Genomic DNA, 20675 nt, shown 5'->3' on the forward strand with positions numbered 1-20675 from the left:
CTTGCGGTGAATTGACGGAAAATGGGTTTTGATTTTTGAACCCAAGGGTGTTATTTACACAAATGTAAGTAAGTGATGCTATCGCGTCGCGATCCGTTTCCATCGCACAAGAGGCCTTGCCCCGAAATGTCATCCGCTGCCGATTATTCCGCCCTGTTCGCCGCTGACGGCACTGTTCTGCGCCATCCCGACCGGCCTGAACCGCGCTATTCGCTGACGCGTGCGGTCAAGAATTTCCGACTGCTGATGAAGGACAAGGAAGATACCAGCCTTGTCTTCAAGATCTATGAATCGCTCCCTTCGAACGATTTTCTGCCGCGGGTGAAGGAGCTGGCGCTGTCCGAGCGCGGCGAATTCCTGCGCAGCAGCGAACCGAGCCTGCCCGAAATCCTCGACGATCACGCAGAACTGCGCAAGACGCCCAAGGGTAGTCTGGCCCATGCCTATTGCGACTTCATGGAAACCGAAGGTCTTTCGGCTGCCGGCCTGGTGGCCGAAGCGGAAAAGCTGGGCCGTCCGAAATACAATGATCTGGTTCAGTGGTTTGCCGAGCGTTCGCGCGACACGCATGATCTGTTCCATGTGCTGACCGGCTATGGCCGCGATGCTCTGGGCGAACAATGCGTGCTGCTGTTCACGCACGGCCAGTCGCCCGCGCACGGGCATCTGCTGATCGGCTATGCCGGCGCGCTCAATATCAAAATGCAGGTTAAGGGCAGCAAGGCACCCGTGATGGGCGCGGTCAATCAGGCCAAGCGCACCGGCAAGGGCGCACCACGCCTGATCGAACAGCCGATCCGCGAACTGCTGAAGCAGCCGATCGAAAGCGTGCGAGCTGCGCTCAACATCCCAGAACCGAGCGTTTACCGCGAATGTCACCGGGTGTGGCGTTCGGAAGGGATCGACCCTTACAACCTGCTCGCCAGCGAAAACGAAGGCGGCGAACCGCTCGCGGCGTAAACCGTTTCAGAGCCAGCTTGAAATCTGGCTCAACGGCTTTTTCTTCAGGGCATGGGCGGGGACGGTTGCGTCCTCGCTCGGCCTGCCGACCACCACGATCATCAGCGGCTTTTCCCATTCGGGCCGCCCGCATGCCTCGCGCAGGAAACCCATGGGCGAGGGCGTGTGGGTGAGCGTCGCCAGTCCCGCTTCGTGCAGGGTCGCAATCAGCATTCCGCAGGCGATCCCGACGCTTTCGTTGACGTAGTAATTCTGCGTCTTGCCGTCCTCGTCGATCCCGCCCTTGCGCTGCGCGAAGACGACGATGAGGTAGGGCGCGGTTTCAAGGAAGGGTTTGTCCGCATCGGTGCCCAGATCCCTGAGCGCGCCGAGCCATTCCTCGCTCGCCTTGGGATCACCGCCGTCCTCTCCGTAAAAGCGCCGCTCTTCGGCTTCGGCGGCTTCGCGGATGGCGCGTTTCTTTTCCGGCGATTGCACCACGGCGAAGTGCCAGGGCTGGTGGTTCGCGCCATTGGGGGCGGTCCCGGCTGCCTCGATCGCGGCTTCGATCACTTCGGGCGGGACGGGCGCGTCGGAGAAATACCGGCAGGTGCGCCGTTGCTTCAGCCGGTCACGCAAGGATTGCGCACGCGCCACGCTTTCGTGATCAGGCAGGGTTTCGAGCGAAAAGGGGACGGTTTCATGCGTTTTCATAGGCCGCCGCTATCACCCTTTCCCTTCGCAAAGTGAAGTGGACAATTAACTGACAGGGGTGTAAATAGTGAGGGTTGAGAGCAGGAGTCCCCGATGGCTTTGATTGATCGTCCGCTGGTATCGCCCGACCGCAAGATCGCCGGTTTCCAACCGGGCAAGGTGCTGCGCCACTTCGCCAAGCTGGTCGAAGACAAGGAAGACACCGAACAGGTGTTCCACATCATCGAGGCGACCAAGGGCCGCAAGAGCCATCGTCAGGCATGGGATTTCATCCGTTCGCCCGAAGGCCAGCGGTTCCTGCGCGACGAAGTCGATATTCCCGCCATGCTCGACGATCACGCCCGCTGGGCCGATCTGCCGGAAAATTCGGTGGGCAAACATTACATGGCCTTCATGAAGCGCGAAGGCCTGTCCGCCGCCGGACTGGTTGCGGAAAGCCACAAGTGGGCGCCGCCCGAATCCCGTCCCGACGATCTCACCGAATGGTATTTCAACCGCCTGCGCGACACGCATGATCTGTTTCACGTTTTGACCGGCTATGGCCGCGATGCCTTGGGCGAGGCGTGCCTCTTGGGCTTCAGCTATTCGCAGAACCACAACAAGGGCATCCTGTTCATCGCCTATGCCGGTGCGCGCCAGATCAAGAAGGTGACCGGCACCGCCGCACCGCTGTTTTCCGCCGTGCGCGAAGGGCAGCGTCTGGGCAAGGCCGCGGCCAAGCTGGCGCATATGGATGTCGAAGCGGTGATGCGCGAAGATATCGACGCCGCTCGCGCGCGGCTCGGCATCGGCAAACCGGTGATTTACCGCCAGTGCCTTGCCGAATTGCAGAGCGAAGGCTTTGCCGAGGAAACACTCGGCCTGTCTGAGGCCCAAGCGGCCTAGACGGGTCCGACCGCGCTTGCGCGATCAGGCTTGCAATATCGCCTGGCCCGTCTTGAGCAGCCGGGTCGCCAGTTCTTCCGGTCTAGCCGAGAGCTGGCCCGCCACCCACGCGCCAAGCGCGGCCATCACCGTTCCGGCGATCAGGATCGCGTGGAGCCGCGCGTCGGTTTTTCCTTCGAGCTCCTGCAACAACAGCCGCGACAATAGCTTTTCCGTCCGGTCGGCACTGGGGCCTGCCAGCAGGTCGCGGCCACGCTCGCGGTTTTCGTAAATGTGCTCCAGCAGCCAGACCATGTCCTCCCGATCGTCGGCACCGACAATCGCCTTCGCGATCCGGCCAAGCAGCATGGAAAGGCTTTCATCGAACAGCGCTTCGACCCCGTCGAAGTGATCGTAGAAAGTGCTGCGCGCCACTCCGGCTTCGGCAACGATTTCGGCAACGCGCGGGCGTTTGCTTTCGCCTTCAAGCAACAGTCGATTGAAGGTCGAGACGATCTGCGCGCGGGTGGTGTCGCGGGTCGAACCGGACTTTTGACCGACATTGTCCATTGTTGTCACTCCCGCATTGGCGCCATTGATTGCCGACCAAAAAGGAAGGCTAATCATGGATATCGAGAAACTGCAATCCTTGCGCTCCGCCGGGATCACGCTGGCCGCGTCGGCGCTGTTGGCGGTGGTGCTGATGCATCATCATCCGCACGGCGGCGACGGTCCGGGTCTGATCCGAGGGGTTCATGGCGCGCTGCTCGCCATGATCGTGGTGCAACCGGCGGTGATGGCGTTGCTCGCACGGGCGCTGGGATGGAACCTCAAGACGGCTCTGGCGCTTGGCCTTGTAATCGTCGGGACGCTGGGGGCGCTTGTCGCAGGGACAATCAACGGCTTTGTCGTGCCTGCAATCGCCGAATATCCGGCGGATGTGATCGGACCGGGCATCGGTGAACTGGCGTGGGAGATAAACCAGCAATTCGCGCGCAATGGTGCCGTGGCAATGGGGGCGGGGATCGCCTGCTTTGCCGTTGCGCTGTGGCAATCAGGCTGGCGGGTGACCGGGGCGCTGGGTGTTCTCGCAGGACTGGTGCCAGCGGCGCTGCTTGTCGCCGGGGTTATCGACATGCGGTTTTACGGGGCGATGGCGACTTACATCGCGCAGCTTGCGTGGCTGGTCCTGCTCGGCATTGTCATGGTGCGGCAGGGGCAGCCTCAGACGGCTTAAAGCCCCTGCATCGAGCAATCGCCATAATCGACCGCAAGGTGCCATAGCGCGCCCAGAGCAAAGGCGCGCACCCACCATCGCGGCACAAGCAGCAGGGCGAGATAGGCAAGCGCGGCTTCCCACCCGTGCAGCAGGTGGAAGCCGATGCTGCACCGGTTGGGATCAAAGATCGGATCAGCCAGCAGATGATCGAGATCGATCAGGTTCGCCGCGACCATCACCGCCCCGCTGCGTTTCCATTCGCCGCGCCAGATCAGCGCGGCGATCAGGAACGGGACGATGAAATGCCCGCCGTAATGCAGCAGGGGCTGAAGAAGCTCTATGCTTCCATCCATTCGGCAAAGAAGCTTTCGTGCGCCGCCCGCATGTCAGCCAGCGATACGCCAAGTAGGCTGTCACCGCCGACGGTGCCGATGCGGTGGAAGCCCACCAGTTCGGCCTCGGCAATCTCCGGCCCGCGTGCAAGCTCCTCGTTGAAGGCTTCGAATTGCTCGGGCGAAACGGTGACGATGTAGCGCGCCTGATCCTCGCCAAACCACCATTGTGCGGCGGTGTAGTCGGTGCTGGCGGTGACTTCGGCGCCGATGCCGCCGCTCATCGCCATTTCCGCCAGCGCCACGGCCAGTCCGCCGTCGGACAGATCGTGCACCGCATTGACCAGACCATCGCGGATCAGAGCCCGCACGATGTGACCCGCACCGAGTTCGGCTGCGAGATCAACAGGCGGAGCGCGCCCTTCGTCGCGGCCCTTGACCACATCGAGCCACAGCGACTTGCCGAGGTGCGAACGGGTCGGATCGGGCTTGGCCCAGAATTCGGGCGCGATCAGGTAGATCGCATCGCCTTCACCCTTGAACGCCGGGGTCACCATCACGCTGGCGTCTTCGAGAATGCCGACGCCGCCGATTGCCGGGGTGGGCAGGATTGCGCTGCCGCCGCCGGTCGCCTTGCTTTCGTTGTAGAGCGAGACGTTGCCCGACACGATCGGGAAATCGAGCGCCCGGCAGGCATCGCCCATGCCTTCGAGAGCGTGGACGAACTGGCTCATGATCTCGGGACGTTGCGGGTTCGCGAAATTGAGGCAGTTGGTCACCGCCAACGGACGCGCACCTACCGCGCACAGGTTGCGATAAGCCTCTGCAATCGCCTGCTTGCCGCCTTCATACGGATCGGCATGGACATAGCGCGGGGTGCAATCGGTGCTGATCGCCAGCGCCTTCCCGGTGCCGTGAACGCGCACGACAGCCGCATCGCCCCCGGTCTGGAGCGTGTCGGCCATCACCTGGCTGTCATATTGTTCGGCAATCCACCGGCGCGAGGCGAGGTTGGTGCTGGCAAGCAGTTTGAGCAGGTCCGCGCCCGGATTGTCGGTGTCGGGCACGTCCTGCATCGGGGTGATGCCAGCCCATGCGGTGTATTCCTCTTTCGACAGGTATGGACGATCATATTCGGGCGCGTCGGCTGCCAGCGGGCCGAGCGGAATGTCGCACACGACTTCGCCATCGAATTCCAGCACCATGTGGCGGGTGTCGGTCACTTCGCCGATCACCGCGAAATCGAGCTCCCACTTGCGGAAGATCGCCTCTGCCATGGCCTCCTTGCCGGGTTTGAGCACCATGAGCATTCGCTCCTGGCTTTCCGACAGCATCATTTCATAGGGCGTCATGCCCTCTTCGCGGCAGGGCACCTTGTTCATGTCGAGCCGGATGCCGGCCTTGCCATTGGTTGCCATTTCGACGCTGGAGGAGGTGAGGCCAGCCGCGCCCATATCCTGAATGGCGACGATCGCATCGGTCGCCATCAGTTCAAGACACGCCTCGATCAGCAGTTTTTCGGTGAAGGGATCGCCGACCTGCACCGTTGGGCGCTTGGCTTCGGCGTCTTCCTCGAAATCGGCAGAAGCCATGGTCGCGCCGTGGATGCCGTCACGCCCGGTCTTCGATCCGACATAGACGATCGGATTGCCGACGCCGGTGGCGGCCGAATAGAAAATCTTGTCAGCATCGGCGATGCCGACGGTCATGGCGTTGACGAGGATGTTGCCGTCATAGGCGGGGTGGAAATTCGTTTCTCCGCCCACGGTCGGCACGCCCACGCAATTGCCGTATCCGCCGATTCCCGCGACCACGCCCTGCACCAGATGCTTCATCTTCGGGTGATCGGGCCGTCCGAAACGCAACGCGTTCATGTTCGCCACGGGCCGCGCACCCATAGTGAAGACGTCGCGCAGGATGCCGCCAACGCCCGTCGCCGCGCCCTGATACGGTTCGATGTAAGAGGGGTGGTTGTGGCTCTCCATCTTGAAGATCGCCGCTTGGCCATCACCGATGTCGATCACGCCCGCGTTCTCCCCCGGGCCGCAGATTACCCACGGTGCCTCTGTAGGCAGTTTCTTCAGGTGCAGGCGGCTCGACTTGTAGCTGCAATGCTCGGACCACATGACCGAGAAAATCCCGAGCTCTACAAGGTTGGGCTCGCGGCCAAGCGCATTGAGAACGCGCTCGTATTCCTCAGGCGAAAGGCCGTGCTGTTCGACGGTTTCAGGGGTGATCTGGCGGGTGTCTGTGGTCATGGGCGAAGCCCATAGGTCACAGTCTCGCCATCGCCAAGCCACGACGATGCATGAAGTAACGATTCTTCCCCACCCAGAACGCCAGCGCTGTCACCAGCGCAAACGCAAACAGCGCCTGAATGTAGAGGAAAAGACCTGCGGCATCCGGGTGCGGCGCAAACCAGTTGAACGCCTGCAACAGCAGCAGGACGGCCATCAGGATCAGGGGCTGGCCCAGCGGGCCGCGCGATCGCATGATGTAGAACAGGAAGGCGCCAAGCGTGATGCCGATTTCCAGTGGCATGGCGATTTGGGGAAAGTTCCACAGGCCAAGGCCATAGGTATCCGGTCCGCCTGCCAGAGTGAGATCGGGGCGGTGGGTCAGCCAGTCCAGCCCCCAGTGCGACAGCACAACGCCTGCCGTAAGCAACCCTGCAATACTGTCGCGGTGCCAGATCGCGACGCCAATCGCGAACACCAGCGCCCAGATCGCCGCCCCGGCAAGGCTGTGGGTGTAGGGCATGAAATAAAGGTCGAACGGCACCATCACCGTCGCATCGGGATCAATCCGCATTTTCTCGATGCCAACGGTGGCAAGGCCGAAGAACCCCCAGTCCACCAGCTGCGCGGCGACGAAATAGGTCCCCAGCTTGGGGCCGCGCGAATAGACGGCTGCAGCTAGGAATGCCGGTGCGAAATGACCAATGAACATGCGTGCGCCCCGTAGTTGTTATGTCAGTCGGTGTATTTGAGCGTGATCCAGGTAACGATCGCACTGGTCGTGCCGGTCGCAAACGCGCCCCATGCAATGTCGGCCAGCGTCACATGGGTTGCCCACACCTTGAACACCGCCTGGCTCGTCAGGTCGAATGTGGCGTAGCACAGCCCGCCCAATAGCACGCCGTTGAGCAGTGCCACGCTGACCTTGCCCGATTCGACGCCGGGGCGCACCGCGAACCAGATCGTCCCGAGCAGATAGATGACGTAGAAAGCGCCCGCTGCGATCATGTCGAATTCGTCGGCCATGATTTCGCCGATTACCGGGCGATAGAGATTGTCCGCGGCCCAGCGCAGCCACATAGCGTCCAGCAATCCGAAGATCACAGCCGCGCACAGCGTGGCGATTATCCACCTCATTTGATGCGTTTCCCCGTTTGTTTTTCGATTTGGCCGGCGATTGGACGGCTGAACCCCTTGATCGAACCTTGACCGGGCTTGGCTGCACCGTCAATGCTCCGCTGCATGGACGAGGGAAACAGTTCCGCCACCGGCGCGGATGACATTTCGCAATTGACCTTTGAGCAGGCGCTGGTTGCGCTGGAGGAAATCGTGCAGCAGCTTGAGCGCGGTGACGTCCCGCTCGACCAGTCGATTTCGCTTTACGAACGGGGCGAGAAATTGCGCAGCGCGTGCCAGCAAAGGCTCGATGCGGCGCAGGCCCGGATCGAGAAGATAGTTGCCGGGGCCGATGGCAGGCCCAGCGGCACCGTCCCGCTTGACGGAGGCAATTGAGGTGAACGTCGTCGGCGCCGAAGGAAACCAGCTCAGGGACAATCTCAGGCGGGTTCAGGAAGAGGTCGATTCGGTCTTTGACGCCTTCATGCCCGTGCCCGCTGACACGCGCGCCCGGCTCGTCGAGGCGATGCGTTATGCTGCGATCGGCGGCGGCAAGCGGGTACGCCCGCTGCTGGTGGTGAGCACTTCGGAATTGTTCGGGGTCGATCGCAACGCCGCGCTGCGCGCCGGTACGGCGGTGGAGGCAATCCACGTCTATTCGCTGATCCACGATGATCTGCCGTGCATGGATGATGACGATTTGCGCCACGGCAAACCGACGGTGCACAAGGTCTATGACGAGGCAACCGCCGTGCTTGCGGGTGATGCGCTGCACGCGCTGGCGTTCGAGATTCTGGCTGATCCGGGGACTTGCAGCGATCCCTTCGTCCGGTCCGAACTGATCACCACTCTGGGCACAGCCAGCGGCATGAACGGCATGGCAGGCGGTCAGATGATGGACATGGTCGCCGATGAAGAAGGTGTTGAATACGACCTTCACACCATCACCCGGCTGCAACAGCTGAAGACTGGCGCGCTGCTGGCGGCGAGCGTGGAAATGGGCGCGATCCTTGGCCGCGTGGCACCCGAAGGCCGCGCGCATCTGCGCGCCTATGCCCGCGATATCGGCCTTGCGTTCCAGATTGCCGACGATCTGCTCGACGTGGAGGGCGATCAGGAAAAGGCCGGCAAGGCGCTGCGCAAGGATGACGAACAGGGCAAGCAGACATTCGTCACGCTGATGGGCGTGGACAAGGCCCGCGAACAGGCGCGCGCCTTCGTCGATCAGGCCATCGCGCACCTCGCCAGCCACGGCAAGGAAGCCGACACGCTGCGCGCATTGGCGCGCTTTATCGTCGAGCGGGACAGATAACGGGTAAGCCGGGCGCAGAACCCGGCCGAGCAAGAGGATCAGCACATGACACGCCGCATCGGGATTTACCCCGGAACCTTTGACCCCATCACTCTGGGACATGCCGATATCATCCGGCGCGGGGCCAAACTGGTCGATCATCTGATAATCGGCGTGACCACTAACCCTTCAAAGAACCCTATGTTCTCGACCGAGGAACGCTTTGCCATGGTGGAGCGCGAAGTGAAGGACATGGGCCTCGACAATGTCAGGGTCGTCGGGTTCAACGCGCTGCTGGTGAAGTTCGCGCAGAATCAGGGCGCCTCGGTGATTATCCGCGGGCTGCGTGCCGTCGCGGATTTCGAATACGAATACCAGATGGCGGGTATGAACCAGCAGCTCGACGACAATATTGAAACCGTGTTCCTCATGGCCGATGTCTCGCTGCAACCGATCGCGTCGAAATTGGTCAAGGAAATCGCGATCTACGGCGGCGACATCACCCCCTTCGTCAGCGCGCCCGTGCGCGAGGAAGTGGTGGCGCGGGTCGACCAGATCGGGCGCAAGGGCGATTATTAAGACTGGTGACGTTCACCCAGTCATTCATTGAAGTGTCAGCCGCACACGGTTAGATGCTGCTGCACAATCCGGATCACAAGATGAAGACCGCAATGCTGAAAAACACTCTTGGCGCCTTTGCCGCGCTCGCGCTGCTTACCATTCCTGCCACCGCCTTTGCGCAAAGCGACGAGGGCGATCAGGACACTTCGCGCGATGACGAAGTCGCCGCCAAGGAAGTCGACCGCCGGACCTATCCCGATATCGTCTATGATCAGAGCGTGGAGCCGGAAAACGTCTGGGTGCTTGACCTGTCCAATGGCGAACGGGTGAAAATCCGCTTGATGAAGGAATGGGCTCCCAAGCATGTCGAGCGGATCAAGACGCTGACCCAGCAGGGCTTTTACGACGGCATCATCTTCCACCGCGTGATTGACGGCTTCATGGCGCAGGGCGGCGATCCGACGGGCACCGGGCAGGGCGGATCTGAGCTTCCCGACCTCGAAGAGGAATTCAATCCGATGCCGCATGTGCGCGGCAGCGTGGCGATGGCCCGCGCGAATGAGGAAAACAGCGCCAACAGCCAGTTCTTCATCGTGTTCTATCCGCGTTTCAGCCTCGACAAGCGGTACACCAATTTCGGCCGCGTGATCGAGAACATGGCCGCTGTCGATGCGATCAACCGCGGGGAGCCGCCGCAGAACCCGACGCGCATCCTGCAGGCTTCGCTGCTGAGCGATGGCAAGCCGAAGCCGGTCGCCGCGCCGCAACCGCAGCCCGAAGCGGAAATCACCGCCGATCTGCTGAACGCGCCGCTGCAGTAGAAACAGGCTTTCGCAGGCGGCGCGCAGGCACTAGACGCGCCTACCATGCGTGTTGACCTGTTCGATTTCGACCTTCCGCAAGAGCTGATCGCGCTGCGCCCGGTGCGCCCGCGCGATGCTGCGCGCATGCTGCTGGTGCGCGGGCAGGAAGCTGCTTTCGAAGACAAGGGTGTGCTGGACCTGCCCGGCCTGCTCGAACCGGGCGATGTGCTGGTGTTCAACGATACCCGCGTGATCCCCGCGCAGCTCGAAGGGCGGCGTGCAGGGGGCGAAGCGAGGATCGGCGCGACGCTACACAAACGCATCGACTTGCGCCGTTGGCAGGCATTTGTGCGCAATGCCAAGCGGGTGAAGGAAGGCGACCAGATCGTTTTTGGCGGCGGCGTCACCGCGATTGCCGAAGCGCGCCATGGCGACGGCTCGATCACGCTGTTCTTTGAAGGCGAGGAACCGGTCGAAGTGCTGCTGGACCGCGCCGGAACCATGCCCTTGCCACCCTATATCGCGCAGCGGCGCGGCGTGGATGAGCAGGACCAGCAGGATTACCAGACCATGTTCGCGAAGGAGGACGGCGCGGTTGCCGCACCCACCGCTTCGCTCCATTTCACGGATCGGCTTGTCGCCGCGCTGGATGCACGCGGGATCAAGCGGGAGATGCTGACGCTGCACGTAGGCGCGGGGACGTTCCTTCCGGTGAAGGCGGACGATACCGATGATCACCAGATGCATTCCGAATTTGGCCGTATCAATGCCGCCACTGCCGCGCGGCTCAATCAGGCGCGGGCTGAGGGCGGGCGGATCATCGCAGTGGGCACGACTTCGCTGCGGCTGCTGGAAAGCGCGGCGGATGAAAACCGGGTGATCCACGAATTCGCGGGCGATACCGACATCTTCATCACGCCGGGCTACACCTTCCGCGCGGTGGACGGATTGATGACCAATTTCCACCTGCCCAAATCGACCCTGATGATGCTGGTCAGCGCTTTGATGGGGCGCGATCGGATGATGGCGGCCTACGCCCACGCGATCGCGGGCAAGTATCGCTTCTACTCCTACGGCGATTCTTCCCTGCTTTTGCCATAGGCCGCGCTTGCAATCGCTTGTGCCTGTGCCACATGACGGGGCGTGACCGAAATCATCCTCGACATCAAAGGCCTGACCAAGGTCTACAGCGGCGGCACAAGGGCGCTCGACGGGGTGGATCTCGTCATCCGCAAGGGCGAGATCTTCGCGCTGCTCGGCCCCAATGGCGCGGGAAAGACCACCCTTATTGGCTCGGTCTGCGGGCTGGTGCGGCCAACATCAGGCACGATCGCCGCTTTCGGCCATGATCTTGCAAAGGACTGGCGTGCGGCACGCGCACGCATCGGGCTGGTGCCGCAAGAGCTTAGCACCGACATGTTCGAAACCGTCGAACGCGCGGTAGCCTATTCGCGCGGCCTGTTCGGCCATTCCCCGGACAGGGCGCGCATCGAGGAGATCCTGCGCTCGCTCAGCCTGTGGGAGAAGCGCAGCAGCCAGATTCGAGAATTGTCGGGCGGTATGAAGCGCCGCGTCCTGATCGCCAAGGCGCTGGCGCATGAACCCGACCTGCTGTTCTTGGACGAGCCGACCGCCGGGGTCGATGTCGAACTGCGCAAGGGTATGTGGGATCAGATCGCGGCGCTGCGCGAATGCGGCACCACGATCATCCTCACCACCCATTACATCGAGGAAGCCGAATTGATGGCCGATCGGGTCGGTATCATTCGCGGCGGCCGCATCCTCATGGTGGATGACAAGGCCCAGATCATGCAGCGCATGGGAACGACCGAGGCGGTGATCGCGCTGTCGCAGCCGCTTGGCGAACTGCCCGCAAGCATTGCTGCGTTCCCTGTCAGCCTCAGCGAAGACGGGATGCAACTGACCTATCGCGGAGGCGACGGCAGCGGCACGGGAAGTGAAGAAGTCGCTGCGCTGACAAAGGCGCTCGTCGCGGCGGGGATCGATTATCGGGGTATCGACATTCACGATTCCTCGCTTGAAGACATCTTCGTCGATCTTCTGAGCCAGGAGGAAGCGGCATGAGCGGCTTCAACGCCAGAGGCGCATGGTCGATTTACCAGCGCGAACTGATGCGGGCGATGCGCACCGCGTTCCAGTCGATCCTGTCGCCTGTGCTGACGACTTCGCTCTATTTCGTGGTGTTCGGCACGGTGATCGGCGCTCGGATGGAGCCGATTGGCGGGGTGCCATATGGCGCCTTCATCATTCCCGGCCTGCTGATGCTGACGTTGTTGGGGGAGACGACCAGCAATTCCAGTTTCGGCATTTACATGCCGCGCTTCACCGGCACGATTTACGAACTGCTATCCGCTCCCGTAGGCGTTGCCGAAACGCTGATCGGATTTGTCGGAGCGGCAGCGACCAAGGGTTTGATCCTCGCCGCGATCATCCTCGGCACGGCGACTTTCTTCGTCGATTACGAGATCGCGCATCCGGTTTACGCCATCGGCTATATCATGCTGGTGGCAGCGAGTTTTTCGCTGTTCGGCTTCATTCTCGGCATCTGGGCCGACAGTTTCGAAAAACTTGGCATCATTCCAATTCTGATCCTCACACCGCTGACATTTCTGGGTGGCACCTTCTATTCGATCGGCGATCTGCCGGAGCCGTGGAGCACAATTGCGCTCGCCAATCCGATCGCGTTTCTGGTGAGCGGGCTGCGCTGGACGTTCTATGGCACTTCGGATGTCTCGATCTGGCTTTCGCTGGGCCTGACGCTTGGATTTCTGGCGATCTGCACGGCCATCATCGCCTTCATCTTCAAGACCGGTTGGCGTCTGCGCGAGTAGGAGTTGCGCACACATGCGGATACCCGCACTGGTCGAACATTTCCGGCGTTTCATCGGCTCTCATGCACCCTTGGTGCATTCATTCACCTCGCAGAAATCCCCGGATTCATAGCCACTTGCATGCCGTCGCGCCCCCTGCGGCGGTAATGTGAAAGGATATGAGAACATGAGGAAAATCGCATTCACCACGCTTGCTGCGATGGGCGCGATGGCACTTCCGGCTGCGGCTCAGGCGCAGTCGAACGACACCCCCGCAGTAGAAACCTATATCGGCGCCTCTGCCGGTATTCACGATCTCGGAATCGGCCTGCCGGGCGACGATGGCGGCATTTACGGTGTCGTCGCGGGTGTGGACGTCCCGGTTGGCGACACCTTCTTTGTCGGGGCAGAGGGCAACTTCCACCTCGGCGATGGCGCGATCGACAGCGAATACGGCGTTGCAGCCCGCGCAGGCGTGCGCGTCGGCCAATCTGGCAAGCTGTTCGTTCGCGGCGGCTATCAGGAAGTCGACGTTGATCTCGGCCGGTTCGTCACTCCCGCCGTTGTCGGGCTGGACGATACCGATGGCGATTACCTTGTGGGCGCCGGTGTCGAATTCGGGCTTGGCGACGGGCCGATCCGTATGCGGGCTGGCGTGGACACGATCTCGTTCGATTCGACCCGCGCAACCGTGGGTCTGTTGTTCAACTTCTGATCAGCCCTGACTGATCCGATGGCAGGGGTGGTTTCGCGACCGTCTCTGCCATTTCGCCATTGCCCTCGGGCCGACTTCCCACTCGACATCCTTGGGCGAGACACTAGAGCGGGCGGCCATGGCGACCCGCTTTTCCTTCACCCTTCATGCCACTGACGGCAAGGCGCGAACCGGCGTAATCGAGATGATGCGCGGGGAAATCCGCACGCCCGCATTCATGCCCGTCGGCACCGCTGCCACGGTCAAGGCGATGAAGCCCGAAGCCGTACGCGCCACGGGTGCCGACATCATCCTTGGCAACACCTATCACCTGATGCTCCGGCCCGGAGCGGAACGGGTGGCGCGGCTTGGCGGGCTGCACCGCTTCATGAACTGGGATCGCCCGATCCTGACCGACAGCGGCGGCTATCAGGTGATGAGCCTTTCCGAGCTGCGCAAGCTGACGGAGCGGGGCGTCGAATTCCGCAGCCATATCGACGGGTCGAAGCATATGCTGACGCCTGAACGATCAATGGAAATCCAGCGGTTGCTCGGTTCCGATATCGTCATGGCGTTTGACGAATGCCCCCGCGCCGACCGTCCCCGCGACGAAATTGCCGACAGCATGGAACTCTCGATGCGCTGGGCACGCCGCAGTCGCGACGGGTTCAACAGCGGCGAGGAACATGCGGCGCGCGCCGCGCTGTTCGGGATTCAGCAAGGCGCACTTGACCGCGAATTGCGGGCTATCAGCGCGCAGAAACTGACCGACATCGGTTTCGACGGCTATGCCATGGGCGGACTTGCCGTGGGTGAGGGGCAGGAGGCGATGTTTGGGGTGCTCGATTACGCGCCCGACATGCTTCCGGTTGATCGTCCGCGCTACCTGATGGGGGTGGGCAAGCCCGATGATCTGGTGGGCGCAGTCGAACGCGGGATCGACATGTTCGATTGCGTCCTGCCGACGCGCTCGGGGCGCAACGGGCAGGCCTTCACCTGGAACGGCCCGCTTAACCTGCGCAACGCCCGCCATGCGGAGGACACCGGCCCGCTCGACGATAAATGCGGCTGTTCCGCCTGCACCCATTATTCGCGCGCCTATCTCCATCACCTGCACAAGAGCGGCGAAATCCTTGGCGCGATGCTGGTGACGGAACACAATCTGTGGTTTTACCAAGCCTTGATGCAGGCGATGCGCGATGCCATTGGGGCGGGGCGTTTTGCCGACTTTGCCGCCGAATTCCGGCGCAACTACCTTGGAAGTACGTGATTGATGCCAAAGCTGCCCGAAGACTGTGAAACCATGATCGATGTGCGCGCGGGTGTCGATGCGACGGACCGGGAGCTGGTCGCGCTGCTTGATCGCCGCTTCGGCTACATGCGCGCTGCTGCCCGGATCAAGGGGACGCGCGATGCCGTGCGCGATGAAGAGCGCAAGGCCTATGTCATCGATCAGGCGGTGAAGGATGCAGAAGCGCGCGGCATTCCCGGCGACGTCATCGCCGACATCTGGGAGCGTCTGGTCGAAGGCTCGATCGCCTATGAATTCGTCGAGTGGGACCGTATCAGGGACTAGGCCTGCTTGCGGCCAAGGAACGCGTCGAGGCGAAGCTGCTTCTTGGCCGGTTCGACCTGTCTGACCGTTCGGGCCAGCTTCTCGATCTTCGCGGTCCATTTCGCGGCATGCTTTTCCGCGCCGCCGAACTTGACCTGCCCAATCGGCAGGATGCGCACCGGCTTCATTCCGCAAAACTCCAGAATTTGCCCTTTCCAGCGCTTGATGATGGAATTGCCATAGGCCAGCCACAGGAAGATCGGCGGGGTGTCCATGGTGATGATCACGTCGGCTGATCGTCCCGCCATGTTGCGATCCCACCATGTGTCGTTTTCGTGATAGGCAAAGGTGAAACCGGGCAGCAGCACCCGGTCCAGCAAGCCCTTCAGCAGCGCGGGTTCTGCGCCCCACCACATCGGGAACACGAAAGTGACGTGGTCGCAGGCGTCCAGTTGCTCCGCAAAGGCGGCGACATCCGGTTCCCAATCAGTGCGGATGCGATAGCCGTGGCTGAGATTGGGTGAGAACTCCATGTCGCGTACGGCGACACGGTTTACCTCGGCATCTTTTGGCAGCGCGGCCTGATAAATGTCGAGCAGGTGTGTGCAATACCTGTCCGTGTCGGGATGGCCGTCAACCAGCAGCACTTTCATAGGGTTCTCCCGGAATATATTCCGCAGCATGACTGCACACGGCACAAAAGAAAAGGGCGGCCCCGCAAGGCCGCCCTTTCTTGTTCCGGATGTGCCGAATGATCAGCGCGAATAGAATTCGACGACCAGGTTCGGTTCCATGGTGACCGGGTAGGGCACTTCGTCGAGCTTCGGCACGCGGGTGAACTGCACCTTGTCGTTGCCGTCGGGCGCGACATAGTCAGGGATTTCACGCTCGGGCAGGCTCTGTGCTTCGATCACGAGTGCCATTTCCTTGGCCTTGTTGCCGAGGCTGATCACGTCGCCCACGTCGCAGCGACGCGAGGCGATGTTGCACTTCACACCATTGACGTAGATGTGGCCGTGGCTGACGAGCTGGCGCGCGGCGAAGATCGTCGGCGCATACTTGGCGCGGTAAACGATCATGTCGAGACGACGCTCGAGCAGGCCGATCAGGTTCTGGCCGGTGTCGCCCTTCATGCGAGCCGCAGCCTTGTAGGTGGCGCGGAACTGCTTTTCGGTGACGTCGCCGTAATAGCCCTTGAGCTTCTGCTTGGCGCGCAGCTGCAGGCCGAAGTCGCTCATCTTGCTCTTGCGACGCTGACCATGCTGGCCCGGGCCGTAGGAACGCTTGTTGACCGGGGAATTCGGGCGACCCCAGATGTTTTCACCCATCCGGCGGTCGAGTTTGTACTTGGCGCTCTTGCGCTTCGACATAAGTCTTTCCTTCAATTTGCTGGATCACCCCGCTGGTGACCTTTGAACCCGGCATCGCACCACAAGAGCAATTGTCTTGTGCGGCCACTGCTTCACCGGGGTGCGGGGCCAATCTGCGAACGCGCGCCCTTAGCCGGGGCGCGTCCGCGCGTCAAGTTTCAGATGTGGTCTATGGCCGTGAAGCGCCTGAGGTGTTTGTACGCCTATCGATGAGAGACGGAAAAATTGCGGTTTCCAAAGCCTCGGTGATTGCCACCAAACCCACTATTGCCAGGTTGCGGAATGAAGGGACGCGGGCCGCTCTTTGGTGCGGTTTCGGCCAACGCGATCGCCTGGACCCACTCCGCCTTGGTCAAGCAGATTGAGCGATAACGCTCGTATCGCGAGCGATCGAGGCAATAGACCGAGTCCTCGCCCTGTTCGAGCACTGCAACCGCTCCTGGCGAGACGAATGTCCCACGCTTTTCGAAACGCGCATCATCAGCGGCAACGGGAACGAGCGGCAAAACCGCAGCAGCAATCAGAAAAGACATGGCGACCTCCTTCTAAGAGGTTCAAAGTTTTGCGGATTTCACCTTGCCCTTAAATGAACGGGCGTTTTCGTCCGCCCGAAGATCGATCACCGCTGCTGGTTGAGCTGGCGCCAGCCTTCCTCGGTGCGGCACACGCGGGTCTTGCGGCGGCTCGACATGTCGAGGCGGATGCTGCGGCAGATAAGCTCTTCCTCCGCTTCGGGCGCGTCGGTGGTTTCGGCCGGGGCGGCATCAGGAGCGGTGATGGCCGGGATTTCGATCACAGCCGGGGCGGTCTGCTCGTTGGCAGGCTGCTCTTGCTCGGTTTGCTGCTGAGCGGGCGCATCCTGTGCCGGGTTCGACAAGGCAGGAGCGGCGAACACAAGAAGGGCGGCAGCCGCAGCGAGCGGTGGGAGCATTTTCATCGATATTCTCACAGCTTAGGGGAGAGGGAGAGACAAGGGCTAACGAGGCGGCGCGGCCATGTCCAGCGCGGAACTGGCAGAAATCAATCGAGATTTCGCGGTTCGCGTTCAAGTGTGCTCAATATGCCTCGCAGGGTGCGAACCTCGAGATGGTTCCAGCCCGGTTTGGTCAGAACACTGCGAAGAGTGCGTGCGGTCGCTTCTCGGCGACTTGCAGGAAGGAAATACCCTCTCGGCTCCAGCAACTTCTCGAAATGCCCGATCAACCCTTCGAGCTCGTCCTGCGGGGCAGGGGGCAGGGTTTCCTCTTCGGCAGTGGGCTGGACCAGCCCTGTAAGGTCTTCGGTCAGTTCGCGCCCGATGCGCGACCATTCATAGGCCACAAGGATCACCGCCTGCGCGAGGTTCAGCGAGCCGAATTCGGGATTGATCGGCACGGTCAGGATGTGGCGGGCAAGGGCCACGTCCTCGGTTTCAAGGCCCGATGCCTCGCGCCCGAACAGCACGGCGTGACGGCCCGGATTGGCGTGCATCAGCCGTGCGGCCCCATCTGCCCCGACGACCGGCTTGGTCACTCCGCGCTTGCGCACCGTGGTGGCATAGACGTGTTCGCAATCGGCGACGGCTTCGGCGGCCGTGTCATAGATCTTTGCCTGATCCAGCACGAAATCAGCCCCCGCCGCAGCCGGCCCGGCCGAAGGGTTGGGCCAGCCGTCGCGCGGGTTGACGATGCGCATTTCGGTGAGCCCGAAATTGAGCATGGCGCGCGCCGCCTTGCCTATGTTCTCGCCCAGTTGCGGGCGCACGAGCACGATGATGGGCTTGCTGGCTTCGTCGGCCACCGGTCTATTCCTTCGCCGCTTCGGCTACCGTGCTGGCGAATTCCTCAAAGTCCTTCGCTTCGGAAAAGTCGCGGTAGACGCTGGCGAAGCGGATGTAGGCGACCGAATCGATCTGCTTCAGCCCTTCCATCACCATTTCGCCGATACGCGCGGAAGGAACCTCGGGTTCTCCGGCGGTTTCCACCTGCCGCTGGATGCCTGAGATCAGCTGGTCGATCCGTTCCTGAGTCACATTGCGTTTGCGACAGGCGAGCGCGACAGACTGCTCGATTTTCGACCGGTCGAAGGCTTCGCGCCGATCGCCCGATTTTACCACGGTCACTTCGCGCAATTGCACGCGTTCAAAGGTGGTGAAGCGAGCTCCGCAGGACGAACACTGACGACGGCGCCGGATCGAGGTTGAATCCTCGGTCGGGCGCGAATCCTTCACCTGCGTGTCGTCATGGGCGCAAAACGGGCAGCGCATGGCAGGGCCGGCTCAGCTTTCCGGGTAAACCGGGAAGGCTGTGCAAAGCTTCGCAACTTCGCCGCGCACCTGCTCTTCGATCTGCGCATCGCCTTCGGGGCCGTTCTTTGAAAGGCCGTCGACCACGCGTGCGATCAACTCACCCACCTTGCGGAATTCGACCGGGCCAAAGCCGCGGGTCGTGCCCGCGGGCGTGCCAAGGCGGATGCCGCTGGTGACGAAGGGTGAGCGGGTGTCGAAGGGGATGCCGTTCTTGTTACAGGTCAGCCAGGCGCGATCGAGACCCTTTTCGGCGTCCTTGCCGGTCACGTCCTTGGCCGTCAGATCGACCAGCATCGAGTGGTTGTCCGTGCCGCCCGAAACGATCCGCAGGCCGTTTTCTTCAAGGCTGGAAGCCAGTGCGCGCGCATTTTCCACGATTCGATGGGCATAAGTCTTGAACTCGGGGCGCAGCGCTTCACGGAAGGCAACCGCCTTAGCCGCGACGACATGCATCAGCGGGCCACCCTGCAGGCCAGGGAAAACGGCCATGTTCAGCGGCTTGGTGAACTTCTCGTCATTCCACAGAATGATGCCCGAGCGGGGGCCGCGCAGGCTTTTGTGCGTGGTGGAGGTTACGATGTCGCAATGCGGGAAGGGCGAAGGATGCGCGCCGCCCGCGACGAGGCCGGAAATGTGGCTCATATCGCACAGCAGCACCGCGCCCACTTCATCGGCGATGGCGCGGAATGCCGGGAAGTCCCATGTGCGCGAATAGGCGGTGCCGCCGCAGATGATGATCTTTGGCTTGTGCTCGCGTGCCTTGGCGGCGACCTCGTCCATGTCGATCAATTCGTCACCCTGGCTCACGCCATAGGATACGACGTTGAACCACTTGCCGCTCATATTGACGGGTGAGCCGTGGGTGAGGTGTCCGCCTGAATTCAGGTCGAGGCCCATGAAGGTATCGCCCGGATTGAGCAGGGCGAGGAACACGGCCTGATTCATCTGGCTGCCGCTGTTGGGCTGGACGTTGGCGAAGTTGCATCCGAACAGCTGCTTGGCGCGTTCGATCGCCAGCGTTTCGACCACGTCGGCATAGTCGCAGCCGCCGTAATACCGCTTGCCCGGATACCCTTCGGCGTATTTGTTGGTGAAGACGCTGCCGGTCGCTTCGAGCACAGCCTTCGATGCGATGTTTTCCGACGCGATCAGTTCGATCTTGTCCTGTTGCCGCTTCAGTTCCTTGCCGATGGCGGCTGCGATTTCGGGATCGGCAGTGGCAAGGTCATCGTGCCAGAAACCGTGCATCGGGTCGGTCGAGTGATCAGGCTGGGTGCTCATTGGTGGGTCTCGATATGGTCGGGGCCGGTGGGTGGATTGCCGAGTTTTGCGACGCGACGCTGGTGGCGGCCAGCCGGATTGTCCGCATCGGCAAAATCGGTGTTCAGGAATGTAGCTACGCAGGACTTCGCCATTTCGATGCCGACAAGTCGCGCACCAAGGGCAATGCAATTGGCGTTGTTGTGTTCCCGTGCCAGCGCCGCAGAAAGCGGCTCGGACACGTTGGCGCATCGCACCGCCGGGTGACGGTTCACCGCAATCGATATGCCGATCCCGCTGCCGCACAAGGCGATGCCGAATTGCGCGGTGCCGTCGGCCACCACTTCAGCAAGTTTGTAGCCGTAATCGGGATAATCGACGCTCTCCCCTTCGTCGGGGCCGAGGTCGGCGACTTCGTGGCCTTCGTCCATCAACCATTCGGCCAGTTCGGCCTTCAGATCAGTGGCGGCGTGATCGGATGCAATGGCTATACGCATGCGCGCTCCATAGAGGGCCTCCGGTCGCAACTCCACCCCGCGAATGCCGCTTTTCTACGCCAGAAGCAGCCTGACGCTGAGATTTCGCCGATTGTGCCCCTTGTG

General features: G+C 61.9%; 27 protein-coding genes. 13 read left to right on the top strand and 14 right to left on the bottom strand.

Going from position 1 to position 20675, the window contains the following annotated elements; genetic code table 11:
• Positions 1 to 126 precede the first annotated feature (126 nt).
• Positions 127 to 960, top strand: a complete 834-nt coding sequence (locus L1K66_RS09780; protein WP_252257695.1) for a Coq4 family protein — start codon at positions 127 to 129, stop codon at positions 958 to 960.
• Positions 961 to 966: 6 nt separating this feature from the next.
• Here L1K66_RS09780 and L1K66_RS09785 read toward each other — a convergent pair whose 3' ends face one another.
• Positions 967 to 1653, bottom strand: a complete 687-nt coding sequence (locus L1K66_RS09785; RefSeq protein WP_252257696.1) for a nitroreductase family protein — start codon at positions 1651 to 1653, stop codon at positions 967 to 969.
• 93 nt (positions 1654 to 1746) lie between these two features.
• Between L1K66_RS09785 and L1K66_RS09790 the strand changes: the two genes are divergently transcribed.
• Positions 1747 to 2538 carry a ubiquinone biosynthesis protein COQ4 gene (locus tag L1K66_RS09790; RefSeq protein ID WP_252257697.1) on the top strand — a complete coding sequence of 264 codons (792 nt, stop codon included), beginning with the start codon at positions 1747 to 1749 and terminating at the stop codon, positions 2536 to 2538.
• A 24-nt stretch (positions 2539 to 2562) separates the two neighbouring features.
• Here the strand turns inward: L1K66_RS09790 and L1K66_RS09795 are convergent, their stop codons facing one another.
• Complete coding sequence (locus L1K66_RS09795) at positions 2563 to 3087, bottom strand: TetR/AcrR family transcriptional regulator (RefSeq protein ID WP_252257698.1); 525 nt, start codon at positions 3085 to 3087, stop codon at positions 2563 to 2565.
• Positions 3088 to 3142: 55 nt separating this feature from the next.
• Here L1K66_RS09795 and L1K66_RS09800 point away from each other — a divergent pair, with 55 nt between their 5' ends.
• Positions 3143 to 3754 (top strand): hypothetical protein, encoded by a 612-nt coding sequence (locus L1K66_RS09800; protein ID WP_252257699.1) that lies wholly within the window; start codon positions 3143 to 3145, stop codon positions 3752 to 3754.
• Here L1K66_RS09800 and L1K66_RS09805 read toward each other — a convergent pair.
• The 4 genes from L1K66_RS09805 to L1K66_RS09820 are packed head-to-tail and all read right to left on the bottom strand — an operon-like array spanning position 3751 to position 7442.
• Positions 3751 to 4089, bottom strand: a complete 339-nt coding sequence (locus L1K66_RS09805) for a DUF6122 family protein (protein ID WP_252257700.1) — start codon at positions 4087 to 4089, stop codon at positions 3751 to 3753. The genes L1K66_RS09800 and L1K66_RS09805 overlap by 4 nt on opposite strands.
• Positions 4074 to 6326: a phosphoribosylformylglycinamidine synthase subunit PurL gene (purL, locus tag L1K66_RS09810; protein ID WP_252257701.1), complete on the bottom strand. Its 2253-nt coding sequence runs from the start codon at positions 6324 to 6326 to the stop codon at positions 4074 to 4076. The genes L1K66_RS09805 and purL overlap by 16 nt, the downstream gene beginning before the upstream one ends.
• Positions 6327 to 6342: 16 nt before the next feature.
• Entirely contained in the window at positions 6343 to 7017 is a 675-nt protein-coding gene (locus L1K66_RS09815) for a metal-dependent hydrolase (RefSeq protein ID WP_252257702.1), read from the bottom strand.
• 23 nt (positions 7018 to 7040) lie between these two features.
• The gene (locus L1K66_RS09820) at positions 7041 to 7442 is read right to left on the bottom strand and encodes a DUF2177 family protein (protein WP_252257703.1); all 402 of its coding nucleotides are present in this window, start codon (positions 7440 to 7442) and stop codon (positions 7041 to 7043) included.
• A gap of 105 nt (positions 7443 to 7547) precedes the next feature.
• Between L1K66_RS09820 and L1K66_RS09825 the strand changes: the two genes are divergently transcribed.
• The 10 genes from L1K66_RS09825 to L1K66_RS09870 all read left to right on the top strand — a co-directional run bounded on the left by L1K66_RS09825 (position 7548) and on the right by L1K66_RS09870 (position 15177).
• Positions 7548 to 7817: an exodeoxyribonuclease VII small subunit gene (locus L1K66_RS09825; protein WP_252257704.1), complete on the top strand. Its 270-nt coding sequence runs from the start codon at positions 7548 to 7550 to the stop codon at positions 7815 to 7817.
• A gap of 1 nt (position 7818) precedes the next feature.
• Entirely contained in the window at positions 7819 to 8733 is a 915-nt protein-coding gene (locus L1K66_RS09830) for a polyprenyl synthetase family protein (protein WP_407931941.1), read from the top strand.
• A gap of 45 nt (positions 8734 to 8778) precedes the next feature.
• On the top strand, positions 8779 to 9291 hold the full coding sequence (gene coaD, locus L1K66_RS09835) for a pantetheine-phosphate adenylyltransferase (RefSeq protein ID WP_252257707.1): 513 nt from the start codon (positions 8779 to 8781) through the stop codon (positions 9289 to 9291).
• 92 nt (positions 9292 to 9383) lie between these two features.
• On the top strand, positions 9384 to 10094 hold the full coding sequence (locus L1K66_RS09840; protein WP_338302487.1) for a peptidylprolyl isomerase: 711 nt from the start codon (positions 9384 to 9386) through the stop codon (positions 10092 to 10094).
• 45 nt (positions 10095 to 10139) lie between these two features.
• Positions 10140 to 11177, top strand: a complete 1038-nt coding sequence (gene queA, locus L1K66_RS09845) for a tRNA preQ1(34) S-adenosylmethionine ribosyltransferase-isomerase QueA (RefSeq protein WP_034953938.1) — start codon at positions 10140 to 10142, stop codon at positions 11175 to 11177.
• A 42-nt stretch (positions 11178 to 11219) separates the two neighbouring features.
• On the top strand, positions 11220 to 12161 hold the full coding sequence (locus L1K66_RS09850; RefSeq protein ID WP_252257710.1) for an ABC transporter ATP-binding protein: 942 nt from the start codon (positions 11220 to 11222) through the stop codon (positions 12159 to 12161).
• Positions 12158 to 12928 carry an ABC transporter permease gene (locus L1K66_RS09855; protein WP_252257711.1) on the top strand — a complete coding sequence of 257 codons (771 nt, stop codon included), beginning with the start codon at positions 12158 to 12160 and terminating at the stop codon, positions 12926 to 12928. The genes L1K66_RS09850 and L1K66_RS09855 overlap by 4 nt, the downstream gene beginning before the upstream one ends.
• 166 nt (positions 12929 to 13094) lie before the next feature.
• Positions 13095 to 13622 (top strand): outer membrane beta-barrel protein, encoded by a 528-nt coding sequence (locus L1K66_RS09860; protein ID WP_034953942.1) that lies wholly within the window; start codon positions 13095 to 13097, stop codon positions 13620 to 13622.
• A 118-nt stretch (positions 13623 to 13740) separates the two neighbouring features.
• A complete protein-coding gene (gene tgt / locus L1K66_RS09865; protein ID WP_252257712.1) occupies positions 13741 to 14871 on the top strand; it encodes a tRNA guanosine(34) transglycosylase Tgt in 1131 nt (376 codons plus the stop codon).
• Between the two features lie 3 nt (positions 14872 to 14874).
• A complete protein-coding gene (locus L1K66_RS09870; RefSeq protein ID WP_034954745.1) occupies positions 14875 to 15177 on the top strand; it encodes a chorismate mutase in 303 nt (100 codons plus the stop codon).
• Here the strand turns inward: L1K66_RS09870 and L1K66_RS09875 are convergent.
• From L1K66_RS09875 to L1K66_RS09910, 8 genes are all read right to left on the bottom strand, one after another.
• Positions 15174 to 15809, bottom strand: coding sequence for an NAD(P)H-dependent oxidoreductase (locus L1K66_RS09875; RefSeq protein ID WP_252257713.1), 636 nt, complete (start codon positions 15807 to 15809; stop codon positions 15174 to 15176). The genes L1K66_RS09870 and L1K66_RS09875 overlap by 4 nt on opposite strands.
• 102 nt (positions 15810 to 15911) lie before the next feature.
• Positions 15912 to 16526, bottom strand: coding sequence for a 30S ribosomal protein S4 (gene rpsD, locus L1K66_RS09880; protein WP_034953946.1), 615 nt, complete (start codon positions 16524 to 16526; stop codon positions 15912 to 15914).
• Positions 16527 to 16729: 203 nt separating this feature from the next.
• Positions 16730 to 17059, bottom strand: coding sequence for a hypothetical protein (locus L1K66_RS09885; protein ID WP_252257714.1), 330 nt, complete (start codon positions 17057 to 17059; stop codon positions 16730 to 16732).
• 86 nt (positions 17060 to 17145) lie between these two features.
• A complete protein-coding gene (locus tag L1K66_RS09890; protein WP_252257715.1) occupies positions 17146 to 17463 on the bottom strand; it encodes a hypothetical protein in 318 nt (105 codons plus the stop codon).
• An 83-nt stretch (positions 17464 to 17546) separates the two neighbouring features.
• Entirely contained in the window at positions 17547 to 18305 is a 759-nt protein-coding gene (locus L1K66_RS09895; RefSeq protein ID WP_252257716.1) for an RNA methyltransferase, read from the bottom strand.
• Positions 18306 to 18309: 4 nt separating this feature from the next.
• Entirely contained in the window at positions 18310 to 18771 is a 462-nt protein-coding gene (nrdR, locus tag L1K66_RS09900; RefSeq protein WP_252257717.1) for a transcriptional regulator NrdR, read from the bottom strand.
• A 12-nt stretch (positions 18772 to 18783) separates the two neighbouring features.
• On the bottom strand, positions 18784 to 20094 hold the full coding sequence (glyA, locus tag L1K66_RS09905; protein ID WP_330221224.1) for a serine hydroxymethyltransferase: 1311 nt from the start codon (positions 20092 to 20094) through the stop codon (positions 18784 to 18786).
• On the bottom strand, positions 20091 to 20570 hold the full coding sequence (locus L1K66_RS09910) for an RpiB/LacA/LacB family sugar-phosphate isomerase (RefSeq protein WP_034953953.1): 480 nt from the start codon (positions 20568 to 20570) through the stop codon (positions 20091 to 20093). The genes glyA and L1K66_RS09910 overlap by 4 nt, the downstream gene beginning before the upstream one ends.
• Positions 20571 to 20675 lie beyond the last annotated feature (105 nt).

Source organism: Erythrobacter aurantius (assembly GCF_023823125.1).
In the GTDB taxonomy this organism is placed as follows: Bacteria; Pseudomonadota; Alphaproteobacteria; order Sphingomonadales; family Sphingomonadaceae; genus Erythrobacter; species Erythrobacter aurantius.

Bases quoted from the DNA above. Each gene is read 5' to 3' on its own strand.
- queA (WP_034953938.1), top strand. From the start codon at position 10,140: ATGCGTGTTGACCTGTTCGATTTCGACCTTCCGCAAGAGCTGATCGCG.
- L1K66_RS09890 (WP_252257715.1), bottom strand. From the start codon at position 17,463: ATGAAAATGCTCCCACCGCTCGCTGCGGCTGCCGCCCTTCTTGTGTTC.
- L1K66_RS09910 (WP_034953953.1), bottom strand. From the start codon at position 20,570: ATGCGTATAGCCATTGCATCCGATCACGCCGCCACTGATCTGAAGGCC.
- L1K66_RS09860 (WP_034953942.1), top strand. From the start codon at position 13,095: ATGAGGAAAATCGCATTCACCACGCTTGCTGCGATGGGCGCGATGGCA.
- L1K66_RS09875 (WP_252257713.1), bottom strand. From the start codon at position 15,809: ATGAAAGTGCTGCTGGTTGACGGCCATCCCGACACGGACAGGTATTGC.
- L1K66_RS09825 (WP_252257704.1), top strand. From the start codon at position 7,548: ATGGACGAGGGAAACAGTTCCGCCACCGGCGCGGATGACATTTCGCAA.
- nrdR (WP_252257717.1), bottom strand. From the start codon at position 18,771: ATGCGCTGCCCGTTTTGCGCCCATGACGACACGCAGGTGAAGGATTCG.
- L1K66_RS09815 (WP_252257702.1), bottom strand. From the start codon at position 7,017: ATGTTCATTGGTCATTTCGCACCGGCATTCCTAGCTGCAGCCGTCTAT.
- L1K66_RS09840 (WP_338302487.1), top strand. From the start codon at position 9,384: ATGCTGAAAAACACTCTTGGCGCCTTTGCCGCGCTCGCGCTGCTTACC.
- rpsD (WP_034953946.1), bottom strand. From the start codon at position 16,526: ATGTCGAAGCGCAAGAGCGCCAAGTACAAACTCGACCGCCGGATGGGT.
- L1K66_RS09780 (WP_252257695.1), top strand. From the start codon at position 127: ATGTCATCCGCTGCCGATTATTCCGCCCTGTTCGCCGCTGACGGCACT.
- L1K66_RS09805 (WP_252257700.1), bottom strand. From the start codon at position 4,089: ATGGATGGAAGCATAGAGCTTCTTCAGCCCCTGCTGCATTACGGCGGG.
- L1K66_RS09785 (WP_252257696.1), bottom strand. From the start codon at position 1,653: ATGAAAACGCATGAAACCGTCCCCTTTTCGCTCGAAACCCTGCCTGAT.
- coaD (WP_252257707.1), top strand. From the start codon at position 8,779: ATGACACGCCGCATCGGGATTTACCCCGGAACCTTTGACCCCATCACT.
- purL (WP_252257701.1), bottom strand. From the start codon at position 6,326: ATGACCACAGACACCCGCCAGATCACCCCTGAAACCGTCGAACAGCAC.
- L1K66_RS09800 (WP_252257699.1), top strand. From the start codon at position 3,143: ATGGATATCGAGAAACTGCAATCCTTGCGCTCCGCCGGGATCACGCTG.
- L1K66_RS09870 (WP_034954745.1), top strand. From the start codon at position 14,875: ATGCCAAAGCTGCCCGAAGACTGTGAAACCATGATCGATGTGCGCGCG.
- L1K66_RS09790 (WP_252257697.1), top strand. From the start codon at position 1,747: ATGGCTTTGATTGATCGTCCGCTGGTATCGCCCGACCGCAAGATCGCC.
- tgt (WP_252257712.1), top strand. From the start codon at position 13,741: ATGGCGACCCGCTTTTCCTTCACCCTTCATGCCACTGACGGCAAGGCG.
- L1K66_RS09855 (WP_252257711.1), top strand. From the start codon at position 12,158: ATGAGCGGCTTCAACGCCAGAGGCGCATGGTCGATTTACCAGCGCGAA.
- L1K66_RS09885 (WP_252257714.1), bottom strand. From the start codon at position 17,059: ATGTCTTTTCTGATTGCTGCTGCGGTTTTGCCGCTCGTTCCCGTTGCC.
- L1K66_RS09795 (WP_252257698.1), bottom strand. From the start codon at position 3,087: ATGGACAATGTCGGTCAAAAGTCCGGTTCGACCCGCGACACCACCCGC.
- L1K66_RS09820 (WP_252257703.1), bottom strand. From the start codon at position 7,442: ATGAGGTGGATAATCGCCACGCTGTGCGCGGCTGTGATCTTCGGATTG.
- glyA (WP_330221224.1), bottom strand. From the start codon at position 20,094: ATGAGCACCCAGCCTGATCACTCGACCGACCCGATGCACGGTTTCTGG.